The following is a 19,233-nucleotide window of genomic DNA, read 5'->3' on the forward strand; positions in this document are numbered from 1 at the left end:
GCTGGGGCCGCAAAAAATTTCGCGACGGTGCCGAATTTTCCTGCGGGGTGGCCAGCGCGGGCCGCGTCGGTTATCGAAAGCCGCTCGCAACAAGGAGCGCCTTTTTCCCATGACTGTCCCCAAGCTGCCGCCCCGTATTGCCAATGGCCTAAGCGACGAGATCAATCTCGCTGCCGAGGGGTGGCTGTGGCTCAAGGGCAATCTGGCCCATCTGGCCGGCGCGGTTGCGGTGCTGGTGATCGGGGTCATCCTCGCCCGCATTCTTTCGAAGGCAGCCGATCGCGCGCTGACCCGGTCGGGACGGATCGAGCCGACGGTTGCCAAGTTCCTCGGCAACCTCATCAAATATGCGCTGTGGGTGGTGGTCGGAGTGACGGTGCTGACCCAGTTCGGGGTGCAAACCACCAGCATCATCGCCGCGCTGGGCGGTCTGGCGCTGGCGGTGGGCCTGGCGTTGCAGGGCACGCTGTCCAATGTCGCGGCAGGCGTGATGATCCTGATCCAGCGCCCGTTCCGCGTGGGCGAGGCGATCACTGCCGGAACGGTGACCGGCACGGTGCAGGGGATCGGGCTGTTCACCACCGAACTTCTCCAGTTCGACGGGCTCTATGTGATGGTCCCCAATAACGAGCTGTGGAACAAGCCGATTGTCAACTTCACCCGGATGCCGACCCGGCGGTTCGAACTGCTGGTCGGGATCGGTTATAACGACAGCATCCAGCAGGCGCGCACAGTGCTGCTGGCGCTGGCAGAGGCAGACAGCCGCGTGCTGGATGATCCCGCGCCGGTGGTGTTTGTCTCGGCGCTGGCCGATAGTGCGGTGACCGTCGGTATGCGGGTGTGGTGCAAGACCGAGGATTACCTCGGCCTGTCATGGGCGCTGACCGAGGCAGCCAAGACCCGCTTTGCCGAGGAAGGCATCTCGATCCCCTTCCCCCAGCGCGAGGTGCGCACGATCCCCGCCTAGGCGATTTGGTCAGGCGGGCGTCAGGCCCAGACGGTCGCGCCGCGCCCAGCGCCACAGCAGCAGCGCGGCGGCGAAGAACAGGCCGGTGGCCAGCCCGATCCACACGCCCGTGCCTTCCAGCGGGGTGAAGAATCCGAGGCCGATGGCAAGGCCGAAGCCCGGCACCCAGTAGCTGAAGATCGCGATCCACATCGGCACGGCGGTGTCCTGCAACCCGCGCAGCGCCCCCGCGCCCACCGCCTGCACCCCGTCTGCCAGCTGGAAGATCGCCGCCCACAGCAGATATTGCAGCGCAAAGCTGACCAGCGCGGCATTCGCCGCCGCGTCGGGATCGATATAGATGCGCAGCAAAGCCGTCGGCACCAGCATCATGGCGAGCGCGGTGGTGCTCATGAACCCCGTGCCGATGGCCAGCGCCACCCAGCCTGCTCGGCCCGCAGCCACTCGGTCGCCCGCGCCATGGTGATAGCCGACCCGGATGGTCGCCGCCTGCGCCGTGCCGAACGGGATCTGGAACGCCAGCGCGGCGAGGTTCAGGGCGAGGGTATGCGCCGCCAGCTCGGTCTCTCCGAAACGGCCCATCAGCAGCGCCGCGCCGCTGAACAGCCCCGCTTCGGCCAGCACGGTCAGCGCGATCGGGGTGCCGATCACCATGATGTCTTTCAGGCGCCGCCATTCCGGCCGCCACCAGCGCCCGAAGATGCGATAGCGCCGCAAGGCACGGTCGCGGGTGATGACGACGACATAGGCGACCAGCATCGCCGCTGCGGTGATCACGCTCGACAGCGCTGATCCGGTCAGGCCCAGCGCCGGCATGCCGAGGTTCCCGAACACCAGCGTCCAGTTGCCGAGGATGTTGGTGCCCAGCGCCAGCAGCGTGATCGCGGTGGCATAACCCGGCTTGCCCAGCGCGGCGACGAAGATGCGGAACACGCCGGCAAGGATCATCGGGATCATCGCAAAGGCGATCACGAACAGGAAATCCCCCGCCATCGCGGCAATCGCCGGTTCCTGCCCGCTCAGCAGCAGCAACGGCTCGCCCGCAAAGGCGATGCCCATGCCCACAAGGCCGAAGAGGATCGCCACCCACATTCCCATGCGCACCGTACGGCGGATATCGCGCACCGAATGGAGCCGCCGCCCGCGCTCGGCCGCGATCAGCGGGGCGCAGGCACCGACCAGCCCGGTCATCGCCCACACCGTCAGCCCGAAAATGGCGATGGCAAGGCTCGATGCGGCCAGCGGCGTATCGCCGAGCCGCGCGATGAAGATCACGTCCACCGCGTGGATCAGCATCTGGAGCAGATTGGTCGCGGCAAGCGGCACCGCCAGCGCCAGCGTGGCGCGTAGTTCTGTGCCCCAGCCGGGCGTTTCGAGAGCGGTTGTGTGCTGCATGGTCATGTCGGTGCTCACCGACAGGCGAGCCGGTCCGGATAGGGGCAGCGGCGATTCGGGGAAAGCAAAATGCCTCCGGCCTGTCCCGATTCTGGACTCGGCGCAGGCTGATTTTCCGGAACAGGGGCGGAACATTGGCCGTAAATCGCGGTTTTCCGGCGATTCTGCTTTGCCGAATCGGATGCGGGGAACATAGTCGCGGTGCTTGGGGGCAATCGTGACAGAATGGCGCAACACAGACGAAGCTGATGCTGCTGGCGGTGCTCCGCCGGCTGCGCGCGCGCGTCGGCGGTTGCTGACCCGCGCCTTGCCGGGCGGCGTTGCCTTCTTTGCTGCGCTGACCGTCCCCGAAATTTCGGTCGGCGCGGGCGATCTTGCCCCCGGCGAGCGGCTGGACGAGCCGGTCAAGCCGGTGCCGAGAGCAGGGCAAGCGGCGGTCAAGCCCGGTCTGGCCGGGGTCAGTCCTGCGCTGGCCGGGGTCCGCTATGCGCCGCTGCTGCGCCTGCCCGAAACCGCTCCCGCACAGCTGGCGGCGCCTGTCACCGCTGCGGCGATGACGCCGGGCCTGCCCGATATATCCATCGCGCCGGAGTTCGCACCTGCGGCCGCCAGCCTGCCGGTCGAGGTGGCGGCGGATGCAGCCCCCTCCGCCGAAGCGCCCGCTTTCGTCGCGGTGCCCCCTGATGCTGACGCTGTGTTGCAGCTGTCGGCGCAGGAGATCGTGCCTGACGAGGCCCCCGCGCCGGTAGAGGAAGCCGCGCCGCCGCCTGCCGCGCCCCTGCCTGCCGCGCTGGTGTCTCCGCAGCCCGAAGCGCCCGCGCTGCCTGCCGGGGCGGGGAGCGAGCGGGAGGCCTTTTTTGCGGCTCCGGCTGCGATCGATCCGCCGGTTGCCGGTCTTGGCGAGGGGCTCGTTCCCGAGGAGCAGGCGGTGCTGGCTGCCTCGGCGCCGGTCCGGCAGGAAAGGGCCGCGCTGACAGTCGCGCCGGTGGTTTCCCCGCCTGCGGCACTCGCTCCGCTGCCGCCCGTGGCGAGGCCCGCTCCGCGCCCCGCTGCTGCGCCGCCTGCCTCCGCATCGCCGGTGCAAGCCGCGGGTCCGGCGATGCCTGTAGCGCCTGTGGCGGCTGCTGCGATCCCCGCGGCAAAGCCGACGCTGACGGCCGCGAAACCCGGCAATAACACGATTTCAACCGATGCCATGTTCGGGCTCGACATCAAATCGCAGCTGGTCACGCGCGTGGACGGCAAGACGGCGGGCGCGGTCGATTTCCGGCAGACTGCCACCGGCCTCAGCGTCCGGCTCGGCTCGATCGTCGATGTGCTGGCGGACCGTTATGACCCCGCGCAGATCGCCCGCATCCGCGCCTCTTCGGCGGCCAACGCCTATATCCCGCTCGCCGAATTGCAGGCGCAGGGCATCCCGATCAGCTACGATCCGGTCTATGACGAGTTCAATGTCGGCCACACCGACACGCGGCCCAAGGCGGGGCGCAAGGTGCATATCGACCAGATCACCGCGCCCGAACGCGGGCTGGGCAGCACCGGGATGGGTCAGGTCAGGCGGTAGCGATCAATCCGCCGCCGTATCGCACGGCCCGCGGGTGATTTCGTAAGGCGGAACGCCCGCTTCCTCGGCCACCAGCTTCACGCACCAGTCATCGCCGACGCTGGCGCGCATGGTCGAAAGCACCGCACTCGAACCGGCGGCGAGGGTCGTGCTGCCACGGTGGCGCGAGGTCGACTGGCCGGTGACTTCGAGCGTGTAGCTGACCTGCCGGGCGGTGTCCGATGCGCCGGTCAGCAGCACTTCGATGGTGCCGCCGTGCTGTTCCACCTCCAGTTGCAGCGCATGGGGTGCGTCATTCATCGGCGGCTCCGTGGCAGAGGCAGCGGGGATCAGCAGGGCAAGCACAGCCGAGACAGCGGGGGCGGCGGCGGGGATCATGGCCCGCGCACGCCCAGCTGGTTGATGATCGCATTGACCATCGCCTGCGTCTCGTCGGAAAGCCCGGCGGTGGGGTCGTCCTGTTCGGGGCGGGCCGGCGGCGCGGCCGGCGTCGCCAGCGCGATCGAGGCGATGGCCTGATTGCTGAAATCATTCGTCGCCGCACTGGCGCGGGCGAGGCGATCGATCACCTGCGAGACGCTGGGCAAGCCGGGCTGTTCGACATTGTTGCGCAGCAGGGCTTCCTCGGCGCTCGGTTCGCTCTCGACCTTCGCGAAATCGCCCGACCGGCTTTCGATCCGGTTCTGGCACAGCGCCACCACCGCCGGAATGCGCGGCGGATTGTCGCAGATGTCGCTGCCCTCGATCGCCTGCAACAGCACGCGCCGTTCGGCGGCGGTCAGCTGGGCGAGGGTGGCTTCGAGATCGGCCTTGGACAATTGCGCGACGCCGGGGCTGCTGAGATCGGTGGAGCTGATCTGCCGCGTCGGCGCATTGCCGCTCTGGCCGGGGATCTGGCTGCTTTCCGCCTGTGCCGGGCGCGGGCGCGGCGGGGCGGGGGTGGTATCGAGATAGGCCTTGCCGGTATCGCGCCGGCTGGCGGGCAGGGCATCGCCGATCTGGACCGCCTGCGTGCGGCTGGCGGACGATGCGTCCTGCGGTTGACCGACCTGTTCCTGCCGCGCCTGTGCCGCGACGCCGCAGCCGAGCATGGCTGCGAAGGTCAGGCCCAGGCGGAGGTGTCGCACCGGCATCGCCATCAGCCGCCCGGCGGCGGCGCGAATTGCGCGCCGGTCATGCTCTGGGTGATCTGGAGATTGCCGCTGCCGGTCTGCACGATCTGCAAATCGGCGAGGCCATCGCCGCTCTGGCTCCATTCGAGCCGGTTGCCGGTGTTGAGCTGGGTTGCGGTCATCACGTTGTCATCGCCGTTCTGGTCAAGCAGCGCGCGGTTGTCGCTGCCGTCCTGCGCGAGGATGATGGTGTTGCCGTTGCCGCGCTGGGCAATCGCGGCGGTGGTCTGCGCGCCGGCGGCCTGTTCGCTCTGGAACACGGCGGCGGAATTGCCGTTGCCTTCCTGCGCCAGCGCCAGATCGGTCGATCCGTCGCCTTCCTGCCGCACGGTGGCTGCATTGCTGTTGCCGTCCTGCGCGATCACTGCGCGGTGGGTGGCCGGGCCATCCTGTTCGACATCGGCCGCATTATCCGCCCCGTCCTGCGCCACGCGCACAAGGCTGTCGGGATTGCTTTGCGTCACGGTGACGCGGCTGGTGTCGGCAATCTGGTCGATGAACACCCCGCGACCGGGCGCGCTTTGCGCTGCCGCACCATGCCAGGCAGCTCCGGCAAGCAGGGCGCACAGGGCAAAGGCGAGCGTGGGACGGGGCATCGTATGATCCTTGTAATCGAAAAAGATGCTCCGGGCGAGACCATCGTCCCGCCCGGAGCCTTATGCAGGCTTACATCCCCTGCGAGACAGTGGCGGTGTTGCCCATGCCGCTCTGGGTGATGCTCGACAGGTTGCCCATCGAACCCTGCGTGACGGTGGCGGTGTTGCCCATGCCGGTCTGGGTGATGTTGCTGGTGTTGCCGGTGCCGGACTGGGTCACGTCGGCAGCGTTTTCGGTGCCGCCCTGCGCCAGATTGGCCGTGTTGTTGCTGCCCGACTGGAGCACTTCGGACAGGCCGTCATCGCCGGTCTGGTTGATGTCGGCGAAGTTGTTCACGCCCATCCCGGCGAGCTGATCGACGAACGAGGCGTTGCCGCTGCCGATCTGGTCGACAAAGGCGCGGTTTTCCGTGCCCGCCTGCTCGATGGTCGAGGCGTTGAAGTTGCCCGACTGGAGCACCCGCGCTTCGGGGTTGAGACCGCTCTGGGTGATGGTCGATTCGTTGTCGTCACCGGACTGCGCCACGCGGAAGGTGTTTTCCTCGGCGAGGTTGCCGTTGATGTAGTCGCCATCCTGCGTCACGTCCGACATGTTGCGATCGCCGGTCTGGCTGACGCCCACGGTGGCGCTGAACGACAGGTTGGTCCAGTTGGTCAGCACGCCCGACTGGGTCACGGTCGAGGTGTTGTCATCGCCCGACTGGAAGATGCCCAGCAGGTTGTTGGTGCCGTTCTGCAGGACTTCCGAGGTGTTGCGGTTGCCGATCTGACGCGAATAGGCGAAGGTCGCGGTGCCTTCCTGATCGATCGTCGAGCTGTTGTCGGTGCCGCCCTGTTCCACCCGCGCCTGCGAGGTGTTGCTCGAACGCACATCGCCGCCCGAGACGCCGAAGGCCGCCGTGGCCGACGACTGGCGGATGATCGAGGACTGGCCCGAACCGCTCTGGAGCACCAGTGCGTTCTGGCTGTTGGCGGTCTGTTCGATGGTCGAGGTGCTGTCGCTGGCCGACTGGTTGACCACCGCCCAGTTGTCGTCGCTCTGCTGCAGGATGTTGCTGACGCTGTCGGCACCGCTCTGCGTGACGTTGGCGAAGTTACCGTCACCCTGCTGGGTGGTGTAGGCTTCGTTGCCGGTGCCGCTCTGGTTGAAGGTCGAGGAGTTGGACAGGCCATCCTGGCTGACGCCCGCGATCAGGCCGCTGCCGTTCTGGTTCACGACGCTGGCGTTGCTAGAACCTGACTGGTCAACTTCGGCCTCGTTGTCGTCGCCGTTCTGGGTGATGCTCGAAAACTGGAGCGCGCCCGATTGCACTGCTCCTGCGATGTTGCGGTTGCCGGTCTGGGTGATGTCCGAATCCTGCGTGGTGCCGCTCTGGGTGACATCGGCGTCGTTGTCGTCACCGTTCTGGGTGACATCGGACGCGCCGCTGCCGGTCTGGCCCACGGTTACGTCATTGCCGTTGCCGGTCTGCGAGACGTTCGAAGTGCTCTGGCCCATGGCCGGTGCCGCGATGGCGAGTGCGAGCATCGAAACGCTGGTGATGATGGTCTTTTTCATGTCACATTCCTTGTTTCGTCAGAGGGTCTTGCCCTCGATAATCCGGTATCCGGGCGAGGCCGCAGCCCCGCCCGGCGAAGCTGGCATCAGAAGCCCTGGGTGACCGTGATCGACCCGCCGGTGCCCGACTGCGTGATGTTCGACACGAAGTTGTTGCCGGTCTGGGTGACGGTGGCCGAGTTCATCGAACCGCTCTGCAGGATGTCGGCATCATTGCCGGTGCCGGTCTGGGTCAGATCGGCGATGTTGCCATTGCCCGACTGTTCGACCGCGGCGAGGTTCAGGTTGCCGTTCTGCGACACTTCCGAATTGTTGTCCTCGCCCGACTGGGTGACGGTGGCGGCGTTGCTGACGATGCCGTTGCCGTATTGCACCGTGCCGATCTGCGCGATCGCGCTGACGTTGCCCGGACCCGACTGGCTGACCGTCGCCGAGCTGTTGAAGCCGCCCTGGTTGATGCCCGACAGGTTGTTGGCAGCCGACTGCGTCACGGTTGCCGTGTTGCGGGTTGCGGCAGCGGCCGGCATCGCGGTCTGGGTGACGTTCGAGGTCGAACCGTCCGAACCGACCAGCTGATCGATGTAGATCTTGCTGGAGCGGCCGTTCTGATCGATGTTGTTGAAGGCACCGATACCGGCCTGCGACACTTCGATCAGGTTGTCGTTGCCGCGCTGCAGCACGTCGGAGAAGTTGCCGTCGCCCGTCTGGTCGATGGTCAGCGAGAGCGCCGCGCCGTTCTGGGTCGCGCCGATCACGTTGTCATCGCCGCTCTGCGTGAGCGTTGCGGTGGCCAGCTTGTTGAGCTGGGTCAGGAACGATGCGTTGCCATCGCCGGTCTGGCTGACGTTGGCGGTCAGCAGTTCATCCGGGCTGACAGACGAACCGGGGTTGAAGTCGGCCTGCGTCACGCTCGACGAGTTGCCATCGCCGCGCTGGAACACGGTTGCCGAGTAACGGTTTGACGAGGGCTGGGTGAAGGTCTGGGTGACGGTCGAGGTGTTGGCGCCATCCTGATCGATGAAGGCATCCTGCGTCACCGAAGCCAGCCCGTTGGCGGTCTGGGTGACGGTCGAGGTTGCCCCGTTACGCTGGCGGACGGAGGCGTAGAGATCGCCGCCGCCGACGCCATTGACGGTCTGGGTCACGCTCGAATCCGACCCGCCGCGCTGGTTGATGTCAGCCCGCACAGAGGGGATGTTAGATCCGGTCGAGGCAGTGCCGGTCTGGATCACGCTCGAAATCGAAGCGTCCTGGAACACGTTGGCGGTGAAGCTGCGCGCACCATTGCTGGCGTCCTGCAAGACCATCGAGTCCGCACCGTTTTCCTGCCGCACCGTGGCAATCATCGATCCGGTGAAGCCCGGGCCGTTGGCGAGCTGGGTAATGTCCGACACGTTATCGTCACCGGTCTGCTCGTTTTCGGCGCCGATATTGTAGCTGCCGGCTGCGATGGTCTGGTTGACGGTCGAAGTGTTGTTGTTGCCCAGCTGGTCGATATGGGCTTCGGGATCGGCGCCCGGACGGATGCCGACGTTGTCGAGGTTCGACGCGTCGGTCTGGGTCACGCTGGCAACGTTGCCGTCACCGGTCTGCACCACATCGGTGTAACCTTCGATGGTGTTCTGGTCGACGGTCGCTTCGTTGCCGTTGCCGGTCTGGGTGACGAAGGAGTTGGCGGCAGTGCCCGCCTGATCCACCGTCGCCACGTTGGCATCGCCATCCTGATCGACTTCCGAATTGTTGGTCCCCGTCTGGGTCACGGTGGCATCATTGCCATTGCCGGCCTGGGTCAGGGTCGAGGTGCTCTGGGCGTAAGCCGGAGCTGCGGCAGCAAGGGCCAGCAGCGATACGCCGGTGATGATCGTCTTTTTCATGATCGTGTTTCCTTTGTGCAATTCGTTCGCTTGCCGGACAGGGCGGGGGGCAGGTTCATGCCACCCGCGCTGCCGGAAGCATGATCAGGGCTGGTTCTGGATGATGGTGACCACGTTGAGGTTGCCCGCCTGGCTCACATCCGACAGGTTGCCCGTTCCACCCTGGGTCACGCTCGCATTGTTGCCGTTGCCGAGCTGGGTGATCGCGGAATCGTTGCCGATCCCGTCCTGCAGCAGCGTGGCAAGGTTATCGTCGCCGTTCTGCGAGACAGCCGAGCCACCATCATCGCCGGTCTGGCTGATGCTGGCGGTGTTGCCGTCGCTCGATGCCCCGGTGATCAGGTTGAAGTTGCCGTTGGTGCCCTGCGCAATGGTCGAGCTGTTGCGATTGCCTTCCTGCAACAGGTCGGCGGTCTGGTTTTCGCCCACCTGCTGGATCCCGGCCGCGCCGCCGACAAAGCCGGAGGTGTTGCTGTCGCCGATCTGCGCAATCGTCGCCAGCTGGTTGCGGCCATACTGCGCGGTGTTGGCGTTGTTGCCATCCCCGGTCTGGGTCACCAGAGTGCTCTGGTTTTCGTTGAGCACCGGCAGGTTGAGGAAGCCGACACGGATGTTGGCCGCGTTCTGATCGACTTCCGACAGGTTGCCGTTGCCGGTCTGGACCACGGTTGCATCCGAACCATTGGCAACGCCGCGCACGTCGGAGAAGTTGCCGTTGCCGGTCTGGCTGACATCCACCGTGGCGTTGGCGGCCAGCTGGGCGACGATCGATTCGTTGCCGGAGCCGTCCTGGAAGACGGTGGCATCGGTGATCCCCGCCGACTGGCCGACAGTGCTGAGGTTGCCGGTGCCGAACTGCTGCACATCGACGGTCGAGCCTGCGCCCGTGCCGGTGACCTGCGAGGTGTTGCTGGTGCCGTCCTGCAGCACGTCAACTTCCGAACCCGCGCCGTTCTGCGTCACGCCCGAAAAGTTCGAGGTGCCCAGCTGGGTCACGGCCAGGTTCGATGCCGCGCCGGTTTCGGATGCCGTCGAGGTGTTGGCGAAGCCATCCTGCGAGATCACCGCCACCGCACCAATGCCCGACTGGTTGATGCCCGAGAAGTTGGACAGACCGCTCTGGGTGATCGAGGTGTTCGAACCGAGGCCGCTCTGGGTCACGAAGGACTGTTGGTTGAAGCCGGTCTGCACCACATCGGTGATCGCTCCGGAACCGCTCTGGGTGACCTGTGAGGTCAAACCGGTGCCGTCCTGGTTGACCGTGGTTTCCGAAAGCGAGCCCGACTGCGACACGAACGAGCTGTTGCTGGTGCCGTTCTGGACGATATCGGTGATCGAACCGATGCCGCCCTGAACCACGCCCGACCCGTTGGCGAAGCCGGTCTGATCGACGATGGTCTGCGAACCTGCGCCCGATTGGCTCACGCTCGACGAGTTGGCTTCGCCGTCCTGGATGATGTCGGTGATGGCGCCGGTGCCGGTCTGGCCTACGGTCGAGAAGTTGGCTGAGCCGGTCTGGTCAACCAGCGTGTCCGAATTCAGGCCGCTCTGGTTGACGAACGAGCTGTTGTTCAGCCCGGTCTGGCCGACCGAAGTGAACGACGAGGTGCCGGTCTGGCTGACGACCGAGCTGTTGGTCTCGCCATCCTGCACAACGTTGGTGATCGCATCATCGCCGCTCTGGTTCACGAGCGAGCTGTTGCCCAGAACCATGGCATCGCCGTTGAACTGGTCGACGAAGACAGTGGCCCCGTCGCCGGTCTGGCCGACGTTGCTGATATTGAAGCTGCCGCCCTGCACGACAGTGGTGGTGGCTTCGAAGGCGTTCTGGCTGACGGTGGAATTGTTGTTGTTGCCGTCCTGCGTCACTTCGACATCGCTGTCTTCGCCATCTTGCGTCACGGCGCTCGCCTGGCCTTCGCCGGTCTGGCTGACCGTGGCGGTGTTGCCGCTGGCGCCCGCCGTCTGCGTGACGAACGAGCTGTTGGCGTCACCGGCCGTGCTGTCCTGCGTCACATCGGCGGTGTTGCCGGTGCCCGACTGGTCGATGGTGCTGGCGTTGGTGCCGGTGCCGCCCTGCGCGACGATGGCGGTCTCGTTGGTCCCGCCCTGATTGATGGTCGAGGTGTTGGGGATCCCCTGCGCCCACGCGGCATTTGCCAGCGTCAGTGCCAGGATCGACACACCTGCCTTGGTTACATATTTCATCCGTTCCGTCCTTTTTCAGCGGTTTGTGGTGTGCGACATTTTCCGGCCCCGCAGACGTTCATGCGTCACGGGGTCCCGAAGTTTGTGGCGATGCGTGTATGCGAACGGGCCAGCCGCCAGCGCCTTGGAGGCGCAGGTGCGCGCCGCCAAGGGGCTGGAAAAACTGGCATTTTCTGAACGTCCGGCATTCATGGTTGCATCCGCCCTAACGATAGGCGATACCGGACAGTGACCACGGCGCGCGTAGACGCCGGGTCATTCAGGTGATCGCTTACCTCTTCACTCGCGCGCATCGGAGTTGCCGCTCCTTTGCGTGCTTTGTTTTTGTGCGGCCCATTCGGCGCTTTTCGCGCTCGATTGCTTATCCCTTCAGGCGACTTGCCATCGGGAAATCCGTTTTCGCGTCACGATCCGTCACGCATCCCCTTGTCCTTGTCCTTTTCGACCACGGTCATGGCTGACAGGGACCCTGCGCGCTTGACCGCTTTCTGGATATCGCTGGCATCGTACAGCCCGTCACGCTCGGCCCGGTAGGCGGCGATCAGCGGCTGGGCGGCGGCCATGTCGTCGAACCGCCACAGATCGAGCTCCACCCCTTCGAGCACGAGGCCGTAGACGGCCTTCTCGATCGCCTGCTGGAGCGCGACCTGATCGGGCTCGTTCGAGGTGATCCCGGCTTCGGCTTCGAGCAGTTCGCGGAACGCCACGAACTTGAATGCGCTCGCGCCCAGCGCCTGGCTGGCGATGGTTTTCGAGGCGGTGACATTGGCGAGCACTTCGCCGGTGCGCACCGAAACGGCGCGCAGATAGACGGTCACCGTGTCCTGCCGGTATTCGGTCCGCGCCCCGATGCCGAGGAACGCCGCGCCTGCGCCGCCGGTGACGGTGTTGGTGTCATAGCCGACAATCCCGCCCTCCAGCAGCACGCCGGCAAACAGCAGCGCGGGCAGGGCATTGGGATCGACTTCCTGTTCGCCAAGATAGCGCTTGCGCATCTCGCCGATGATCTGGCGTTCTTTCAGCAGGTTATCCAGACGCTCGCGCTCGACCACGGTGAACCAGCTGCGGTTGCCGGCATCCTGCAAGGCCTTGACGAGGATCGAGCTGGCACCCTGCGTCACCGCGCGCGACAGGGTCTGGCCCTGTTCGCTGGGCTTGAACTGCCCGGTCTGGTCGGTGAAGCCATAGACCGCGATCGCCACCGGGCGCTGCGGGGCGGGCAGCTGGTTCAGCAGGTTCTGGGTCTGGGTCTTCTTCGGGAAATAGGCCAGACTGGTGGTGGTGGGCAGCGAATTGCGGCCGTCCTGCGGGGCAGCCATGCACCCGCCCAGAGCCAGCGCCGCGACCGAAATGGCAGCAAGGAGAAAACGGTTTTGCACGGGCCTGCCTCAGTTCACGTCAAGGAACAGCGGCACGACAATGCGGGTTTCCTCACCCGTGGTGTCGTTGCGGATGATCAGCGTCACCTCGTCGAGCGAGCGGAAAAACTCGATCGTCTGTCCGCCGAAGCTGATGGTGCCCTGTTCCTGCGGGTTGTCGCCGAAAATGGCGTCAACGATCTGCGAGGACAGCGCCGAAAGCAGGCGCGATTGCAGCTGGCGGGCGAAGATATCGGCCTGCGAATTGCTGCTCGCGGCGCGCGGGTCGCGCGTGTCGTTGTTGGCGTTGGCCACACCGAGCACGTGGTTCGAATTGAACGGGTTGCCCCCGAAGGTCGGGCTGATAGGCCGGTATACGACATCTTGCGCCATCACCGGGCTCGCGCACAGCGCGGCACATGCCAAAAGGCCTGCTCTAAGGATCGGCATCGAATTCCCCCAACTTGTCCAAGCAACGAAGCCTACGGTTTGTTCCGTATTGCCTCGTTCGGAGTCCTAGCGACTCGGCGACCCGGCACGACCAATGTTAGGGGTTATTAACAGCGTGTAAAGTAACTTTGATGTGACACCGTCACAATCGTGTCGATCCCGCACAGATCGGAATTCCGCAACATCGACAGTCTGTTGCACAGGGCGCAAGGGGCTTGTGGCAATGGTCTGAAAGGCCGACAAAAAAGGGCGGAGCCATCGCTGGCGCCGCCCTCTTTTCGTGATGCGAGGTTAACCATAGGGGCGCTGCTGCACCCCTGCGGCTTACTTCAGCTCGACGGTGCCGCCGGCTTCCTCGATCTTCTTCTTGATCTCTTCGGCTTCGGCCTTGTTCACGCCTTCCTTGAGAGCCTTCGGAGCCGATTCCACGAGGGTCTTGGCTTCGGTCAGGCCCAGGCCGGTGATGGCGCGGACTTCCTTGATGACCTGGATCTTCTTGCCGCCGTCGCCGGTCAGGATGACGTCGAATTCGGTCTGCTCTTCGGCAGCTTCGGCAGCAGCAGCCGGCGCGGCAGCCACAGCGACAGCAGCAGCGGCGCTCACGCCCCATGCTTCTTCGAGGGCCTTGGCGAGGTCGGCGGCTTCGAGCACGGTCAGCTTCGAAAGTTCTTCAACAAGCTTGGCAATATCGGCCATGATGGTTCACTCCAAATTGGTGGCGGGGCCGGACACCATGTCCAAAACCCCAAGATTGTTTCGTCTGGCGAAAAGCGTCTCTTAGGCTGCCTTGTCCGCGTAAGCGGCGAACACACGGGCGACCTTCGCGGCGGGCGCGGTAACGACCTGGGCGATCTTCGTCGCCGGGGCGTTGACCAGACCGATGAGCTTGGCGCGCAGTTCGTCGAGGCTGGGCATCGAGGCAAGCGCCCGGATACCGGCTTCGTCGAGAACGACCGAACCCATCGAGCCGCCGACGATTTCGAGCTTGTCGTTCGTCTTGGCGAATTCGACAGCGGCCTTGGCAGCCGCGACCGGGTCAGTCGACCAGGCCAGCCCGACCGGGCCGGTGAGCATGTCACCAAGGCCGGTATAGTCGGTGTTTTCGAGGGCGAGCTTGGCGAGACGGTTCTTCGCAACCTTGTAGGTCGCACCAGCATCGCGCATCTTCCCGCGCAGGTCGGTGGACTGGGCCACCGTCATGCCGAGGTTGCGGGTGACAACCACCACGCCGACCTCGTTGAAGACCGCATTGAGCTGGGCAACCGCGTCGGCTTTCTGCGAACGATCCATGCCATACTCCTTCACAAATGACCGGGCAGGATGGCTCCCGCACGGCCGGCTACGTTATGTCCGCGCACGGCGCCGCGAAGGCTCCGAACACGGGCGAGTCCGTCGATAGGGAAGGAGGGTGTGCCATCAGGCACAAGCAACGCAGCCCGGATCCGGGAGGCGCGCTGAATCTCGTTTCCCCGTCTAGGCTGGAGATTAAGAAAGCCAGATTGCCTTCACCAACGGTCTCGGACGGATGACTGCCGGAGCAGTCGCGGCGGGCCATTAGCGATATAGGCGGACGAGTCAAGTGCATCCCTCCGCTGCAGAAGGCGGCGAGGGCGCTATTCCGTTGACTCGCGGCCGCCGCAACCCTAAATGGCGCCCTCTCGCTCGCTTCGAGCAGGGCTGATTCATGCGCGGGAATCGGCCTCGGATAGGAAGCGGCGGGACGCCATAGTCGCGACGCAAACGGAATGCTGCTGCCGGCACCGCCATCGGGGCGGGGTTGGGCACGCGGCTTTTGTGCGTTGGACATGGCACTGTTTCGCGTGGAACGCAGCGAAGTTTTCCTGTCCGCGCGAGGCCTCTCCTCTCGCGGCCCAATCAAAGAGGCCAACTCCTCCATGGCAACCAAGGCGAAGCCGCCCGTCACCCGCAGCCGCAAGGCGCAGGGCACCGCGAAAAAGCGCATCCGCAAGATCTTCGGTGACATTCACGAAGTCGTGCAGATGCCGAACCTGATCGAGGTTCAGCGCGAAAGCTACGAGCAGTTCCTGCGTTCGGACAAGGCCACCGGCTATGTCTCGGGCCTTGAAAAGACCCTGCGCAGCGTCTTCCCGATCCGCGATTTCGCCGGCACTGCCGAGCTGGATTTCGTGCATTACGAACTCGAAGAGCCCAAGTACGACACCACCGAGTGCCGTCAGCGCGGGATCACCTATGCTGCCCCGATGAAGGTGACGCTGCGCCTCATCGTGTTCGAGGTGGATCAGGAAACCGAAACCCGCTCGGTGCTCGATATCAAGGAGCAGGACGTCTACATGGGCGACATGCCCCTGATGACGGACAACGGCACCTTCATCATCAACGGCACCGAGCGCGTGATCGTGTCGCAGATGCACCGTTCGCCGGGCGTGCTGTTCGACCATGACCGTGGCAAGACCCACTCTTCGGGCAAGCTGCTGTTCGCCGCCCGCGTGATCCCCTACCGCGGTTCGTGGCTCGATTTCGAATTCGACGCCAAGGACATCGTCAACGTCCGCATCGACCGCAAGCGCAAGCTGCCGGTGACCGCTCTGCTCTATTCGCTCGGCCTCGATGCCGAGGGTATCCTGCACCACTTCTACAACACCGTGACCTGGGAACGCGCCAAGGACGGGTGGAAGATCCCGTTCGTGGCCGAACAATGGCGCAATGCCAAGCCGTCCTTCGCGCTGGTGGACGCCAAGACCGGCGAGGAAATCTTCCCCGCCGGCCAGAAGATCAGCCCCCGCGCCGCCAACAAGGCGGCCAAGGATGGCCTCACCGAACTGCTGCTGCCGACCGAGGAAGTCGTCAGCCGCTATGCCGCCAACGACATGATCGATGAGTCCACCGGGCGCATCTACATCGAGGCGGGCGACGAAGTGACGCTCGAACATGTCGATGCCTTCGACAAGGCCGGGATCGACCGGCTCGAACTGCTCGACATCGACGAGATCAACACCGGCCCGTGGATCCGCAACACGCTGAAGGCCGACAAGGCCGAAAACCGCGATGAAGGCCTTGAAGCGATCTACAAGGTCATGCGTCCCGGCGAACCGCCGACGAAGGAAACCGCCGAGGCGCTGTTCGAAGGCCTGTTCTTCGATGCCGAACGCTATGACCTGTCGGCCGTGGGCCGCGTGAAGCTCAACATGCGTCTCGGCCTCGAGTGCGAGGACACCATCACCACGCTGCGCAAGGAAGATATCCTCGCGGTGGTGAAGGAACTGGTCGGCCTCAAGGACGGCAAGGGCGAAGTCGACGACATCGACAACCTCGGCAACCGCCGCGTGCGTTCGGTGGGCGAGCTGCTGGAAAACCAGTACCGCGTCGGCCTGCTGCGCATGGAGCGCGCCGTGAAGGAGCGCATGAGCTCGGTCGATGTGAGCACGGTGATGCCGAACGACCTGATCAACGCCAAGCCCGCGGTGGCCGCGGTGCGCGAGTTCTTCGGTTCTTCGCAGCTCTCGCAGTTCATGGACCAGACCAACCCGCTCTCGGAAGTCACCCACAAGCGCCGCGTTTCGGCGCTCGGGCCGGGTGGTCTGACCCGCGAGCGCGCCGGCTTCGAAGTCCGCGACGTTCACCCGACCCACTATGGCCGCATCTGCCCGATCGAAACGCCGGAAGGCCCGAACATCGGTCTGATCAACTCGCTGGCTTCGTTCAGCCGCGTCAACAAGTACGGCTTCATCGAGACGCCCTACCGCAAGGTGATCGACGGCAAGGTGACCGGCGATGTGATCTACCTTTCCGCCATGGAAGAGCAGAAGCACACCGTCGCGCAGGCTTCGGCCGAACTGAACGCGGACGGTTCGTTCGTCGAAGAACTGGTGTCGGCGCGTCACAATGGTGACAACCTGATGGCCCCGCGTGAGCAGATCACGCTGATGGACGTCAGCCCCAAACAGCTGGTTTCGGTTGCGGCCTCGCTCATTCCGTTCCTGGAAAACGATGACGCCAACCGCGCGCTGATGGGCTCGAACATGCAGCGCCAGGCCGTGCCGCTCGTGAAGGCGGAAGCGCCGTGGGTCGGCACCGGCATGGAAGAAACCGTGGCGCGCGATTCGGGCGCTGCGATTGCGGCCAAGCGCGGCGGGATCGTCGATCAGGTCGACGCCACCCGTATCGTTATCCGTGCGATCGGCGATGTCGAACCCGGCCAGTCGGGCGTGGACATCTACACGCTCCAGAAGTTCCAGCGTTCGAACCAGAACACCTGCATCAACCAGCGTCCGCTGGTGAAGGTGGGCGATGTGATCGAACAGGGCGATATCATCGCCGATGGTCCCTCGACCGATCTGGGCGAGCTGGCGCTGGGCAAGAACAGCCTCGTCGCGTTCATGCCGTGGAACGGCTACAACTACGAAGACTCGATCCTGATCAGCGAACGCATCGTGAAGGACGACGTCTTCACCTCGATCCACATCGAGGAGTTCGAAGTCATGGCCCGCGACACCAAGCTGGGGCCGGAAGACATCACCCGCGACATTCCCAATGTCGGCGAGGAAGCCCTGCGCAACCTCGACGAAGCGGGCATCGTTTACATCGGCGCAGAAGTGCACCCCGGTGACATTCTGGTCGGCAAGATCACGCCCAAGGGCGAATCCCCGATGACGCCGGAAGAAAAGCTGCTGCGCGCGATCTTCGGCGAAAAGGCGAGCGACGTGCGTGACACCTCGCTGCGTCTGCCTCCGGGCGTGGCGGGCACCATCGTCGAAGTCCGCGTGTTCAACCGCCACGGGATCGAGATCGACGACCGTACCCGTGCGATCCAGAACGAGGAAATCGAACGCCTGCGCAAGGACGCCGCGGACGAGCGCAACATCCTCAACCGTGCGACCTACAACCGCCTCAAGGACATGCTGATCGGCCAGACCGCTTCGGCCGCTCCCAAGGGGCTGAAGAAGGGCGTGGAGATCACCGAGGACATCCTCGAGGACATCGATCGCCACGAATGGTTCAAGTTCGCGGTCGCCGACGATAATCGTCAGGCGCAGATCGAAGCGGTGAAGACCCAGTACGACGAGGCCGTCGCGCTGATCGATGCCAAGTTCCAGGACCGCAAGGAAAAGCTGGAGCGTGGTGACGAACTGGCTCCGGGCGTGCTCAAGATGGTCAAGGTGTTCGTCGCGGTGAAGCGCAAGCTGCAGCCGGGCGACAAGATGGCCGGCCGTCACGGGAACAAGGGTGTGATCAGCCGCATCCTGCCGCAGGAAGACATGCCGTTCCTCGAAGACGGGACCCCGGTCGACCTCGTGCTCAACCCGCTGGGCGTGCCGTCGCGCATGAACGTCGGGCAGATCTTCGAGACGCACCTCGGCTTTGCGGCGCGCGCGCTGGGCCATGAAATCAAGGCCAAGCTGGACGAATGGCGCGCTGCCAATCCGAATGCTGCCGAAGATTACGCCAATGTCGCCCCGCCGGCTGCGGTCGTGGATCGTCTCAAGGACATCTATGGCGAGCAGTATTTCGAGGACATCGACAGCCGCTCGACCGCGGATATCGTCGAACTCGCGGGCAACCTTGCTGCTGGCGTCCCGATGGGAACCCCGGTGTTCGACGGTGCGCGTGAAGCCGACGTTTCGGACATGCTGGTCAAGGCGGGGATCGATTCCTCGGGCCAGAGCGTCCTTTACGACGGCCGCACCGGTGAGGCGTTCGACCGCAAGGTGACCGTGGGCATCATCTACATGCTGAAGCTCCACCACCTCGTCGACGACAAGATCCACGCCCGTTCGATCGGCCCCTACTCGCTCGTCACCCAGCAGCCGCTGGGCGGCAAGGCGCAGTTCGGCGGCCAGCGCTTCGGCGAAATGGAGGTCTGGGCGCTCCAGGCTTACGGCGCGGCCTACACCTTGCAGGAAATGCTGACGGTGAAGTCCGACGACGTGGTCGGCCGCACCAAGGTCTACGAAGCGATCGTCAAGGGCGACGACACCTTCGAGGCCGGCATTCCGGAGAGCTTCAACGTGCTCGTGAAGGAAATGCGCAGCCTTGGCCTCAACGTCGAACTCAAGTCGATCCTCGACGAGGACGACGACGGCGAGATGCTGGAGGCAGCGGAGTAAGGGGC

The 19,233-nt window shown here is 64.9% G+C and carries 14 protein-coding genes; 3 read left to right on the forward strand and 11 right to left on the reverse strand.

Annotation, left to right across the window (positions count from 1 at the left end; all coding sequences use genetic code 11):
- Positions 1-109 precede the first annotated feature (109 nt).
- Complete coding sequence (locus ACU0AG_RS11175) at positions 110-967, forward strand: mechanosensitive ion channel family protein (RefSeq protein ID WP_482782362.1); 858 nt, start codon at positions 110-112, stop codon at positions 965-967.
- A gap of 9 nt (positions 968-976) precedes the next feature.
- On the opposite strand, the gene ACU0AG_RS11180 is transcribed toward ACU0AG_RS11175, so the two are convergent.
- Entirely contained in the window at positions 977-2,362 is a 1,386-nt protein-coding gene (locus ACU0AG_RS11180) for an MATE family efflux transporter (RefSeq protein WP_482782451.1), read from the reverse strand.
- Positions 2,363-2,579: 217 nt separating this feature from the next.
- Here ACU0AG_RS11180 and ACU0AG_RS11185 point away from each other — a divergent pair, with 217 nt between their 5' ends.
- Complete coding sequence (locus tag ACU0AG_RS11185) at positions 2,580-3,926, forward strand: hypothetical protein (protein WP_482782363.1); 1,347 nt, start codon at positions 2,580-2,582, stop codon at positions 3,924-3,926.
- A 3-nt stretch (positions 3,927-3,929) separates the two neighbouring features.
- Here the strand turns inward: ACU0AG_RS11185 and csgH are convergent, their stop codons facing one another.
- The 10 genes from csgH to rplJ form a co-directional block, all read right to left on the reverse strand.
- Positions 3,930-4,304, reverse strand: a complete 375-nt coding sequence (csgH, locus tag ACU0AG_RS11190; protein WP_482782364.1) for a curli-like amyloid fiber formation chaperone CsgH — start codon at positions 4,302-4,304, stop codon at positions 3,930-3,932.
- Positions 4,301-5,053: a hypothetical protein gene (locus ACU0AG_RS11195; protein ID WP_482782365.1), complete on the reverse strand. Its 753-nt coding sequence runs from the start codon at positions 5,051-5,053 to the stop codon at positions 4,301-4,303. The genes csgH and ACU0AG_RS11195 overlap by 4 nt, the downstream gene beginning before the upstream one ends.
- An 11-nt stretch (positions 5,054-5,064) precedes the next feature.
- A complete protein-coding gene (locus ACU0AG_RS11200) occupies positions 5,065-5,694 on the reverse strand; it encodes a hypothetical protein (RefSeq protein WP_482782366.1) in 630 nt (209 codons plus the stop codon).
- A gap of 70 nt (positions 5,695-5,764) precedes the next feature.
- Entirely contained in the window at positions 5,765-7,252 is a 1,488-nt protein-coding gene (locus ACU0AG_RS11205) for a hypothetical protein (protein WP_482782367.1), read from the reverse strand.
- 86 nt (positions 7,253-7,338) lie between these two features.
- Positions 7,339-9,126, reverse strand: a complete 1,788-nt coding sequence (locus ACU0AG_RS11210) for a beta strand repeat-containing protein (protein WP_482782368.1) — start codon at positions 9,124-9,126, stop codon at positions 7,339-7,341.
- Positions 9,127-9,210: 84 nt separating this feature from the next.
- A complete protein-coding gene (locus tag ACU0AG_RS11215) occupies positions 9,211-11,334 on the reverse strand; it encodes a beta strand repeat-containing protein (RefSeq protein WP_482782369.1) in 2,124 nt (707 codons plus the stop codon).
- A gap of 404 nt (positions 11,335-11,738) precedes the next feature.
- Entirely contained in the window at positions 11,739-12,713 is a 975-nt protein-coding gene (locus ACU0AG_RS11220) for a CsgG/HfaB family protein (RefSeq protein ID WP_482782370.1), read from the reverse strand.
- Between the two features lie 9 nt (positions 12,714-12,722).
- A complete protein-coding gene (locus ACU0AG_RS11225; RefSeq protein ID WP_482782371.1) occupies positions 12,723-13,142 on the reverse strand; it encodes a curli assembly protein CsgF in 420 nt (139 codons plus the stop codon).
- A 324-nt stretch (positions 13,143-13,466) separates the two neighbouring features.
- The gene (rplL, locus tag ACU0AG_RS11230) at positions 13,467-13,838 is read right to left on the reverse strand and encodes a 50S ribosomal protein L7/L12 (protein WP_482782372.1); all 372 of its coding nucleotides are present in this window, start codon (positions 13,836-13,838) and stop codon (positions 13,467-13,469) included.
- An 81-nt stretch (positions 13,839-13,919) separates the two neighbouring features.
- The gene (gene rplJ, locus ACU0AG_RS11235; protein WP_482782373.1) at positions 13,920-14,432 is read right to left on the reverse strand and encodes a 50S ribosomal protein L10; all 513 of its coding nucleotides are present in this window, start codon (positions 14,430-14,432) and stop codon (positions 13,920-13,922) included.
- A 605-nt stretch (positions 14,433-15,037) separates the two neighbouring features.
- Between rplJ and rpoB the strand changes: the two genes are divergently transcribed.
- Complete coding sequence (rpoB, locus tag ACU0AG_RS11240; RefSeq protein ID WP_482782374.1) at positions 15,038-19,228, forward strand: DNA-directed RNA polymerase subunit beta; 4,191 nt, start codon at positions 15,038-15,040, stop codon at positions 19,226-19,228.
- Positions 19,229-19,233 lie beyond the last annotated feature (5 nt).

This window comes from Erythrobacter sp. RANMB8, assembly GCF_056848235.1.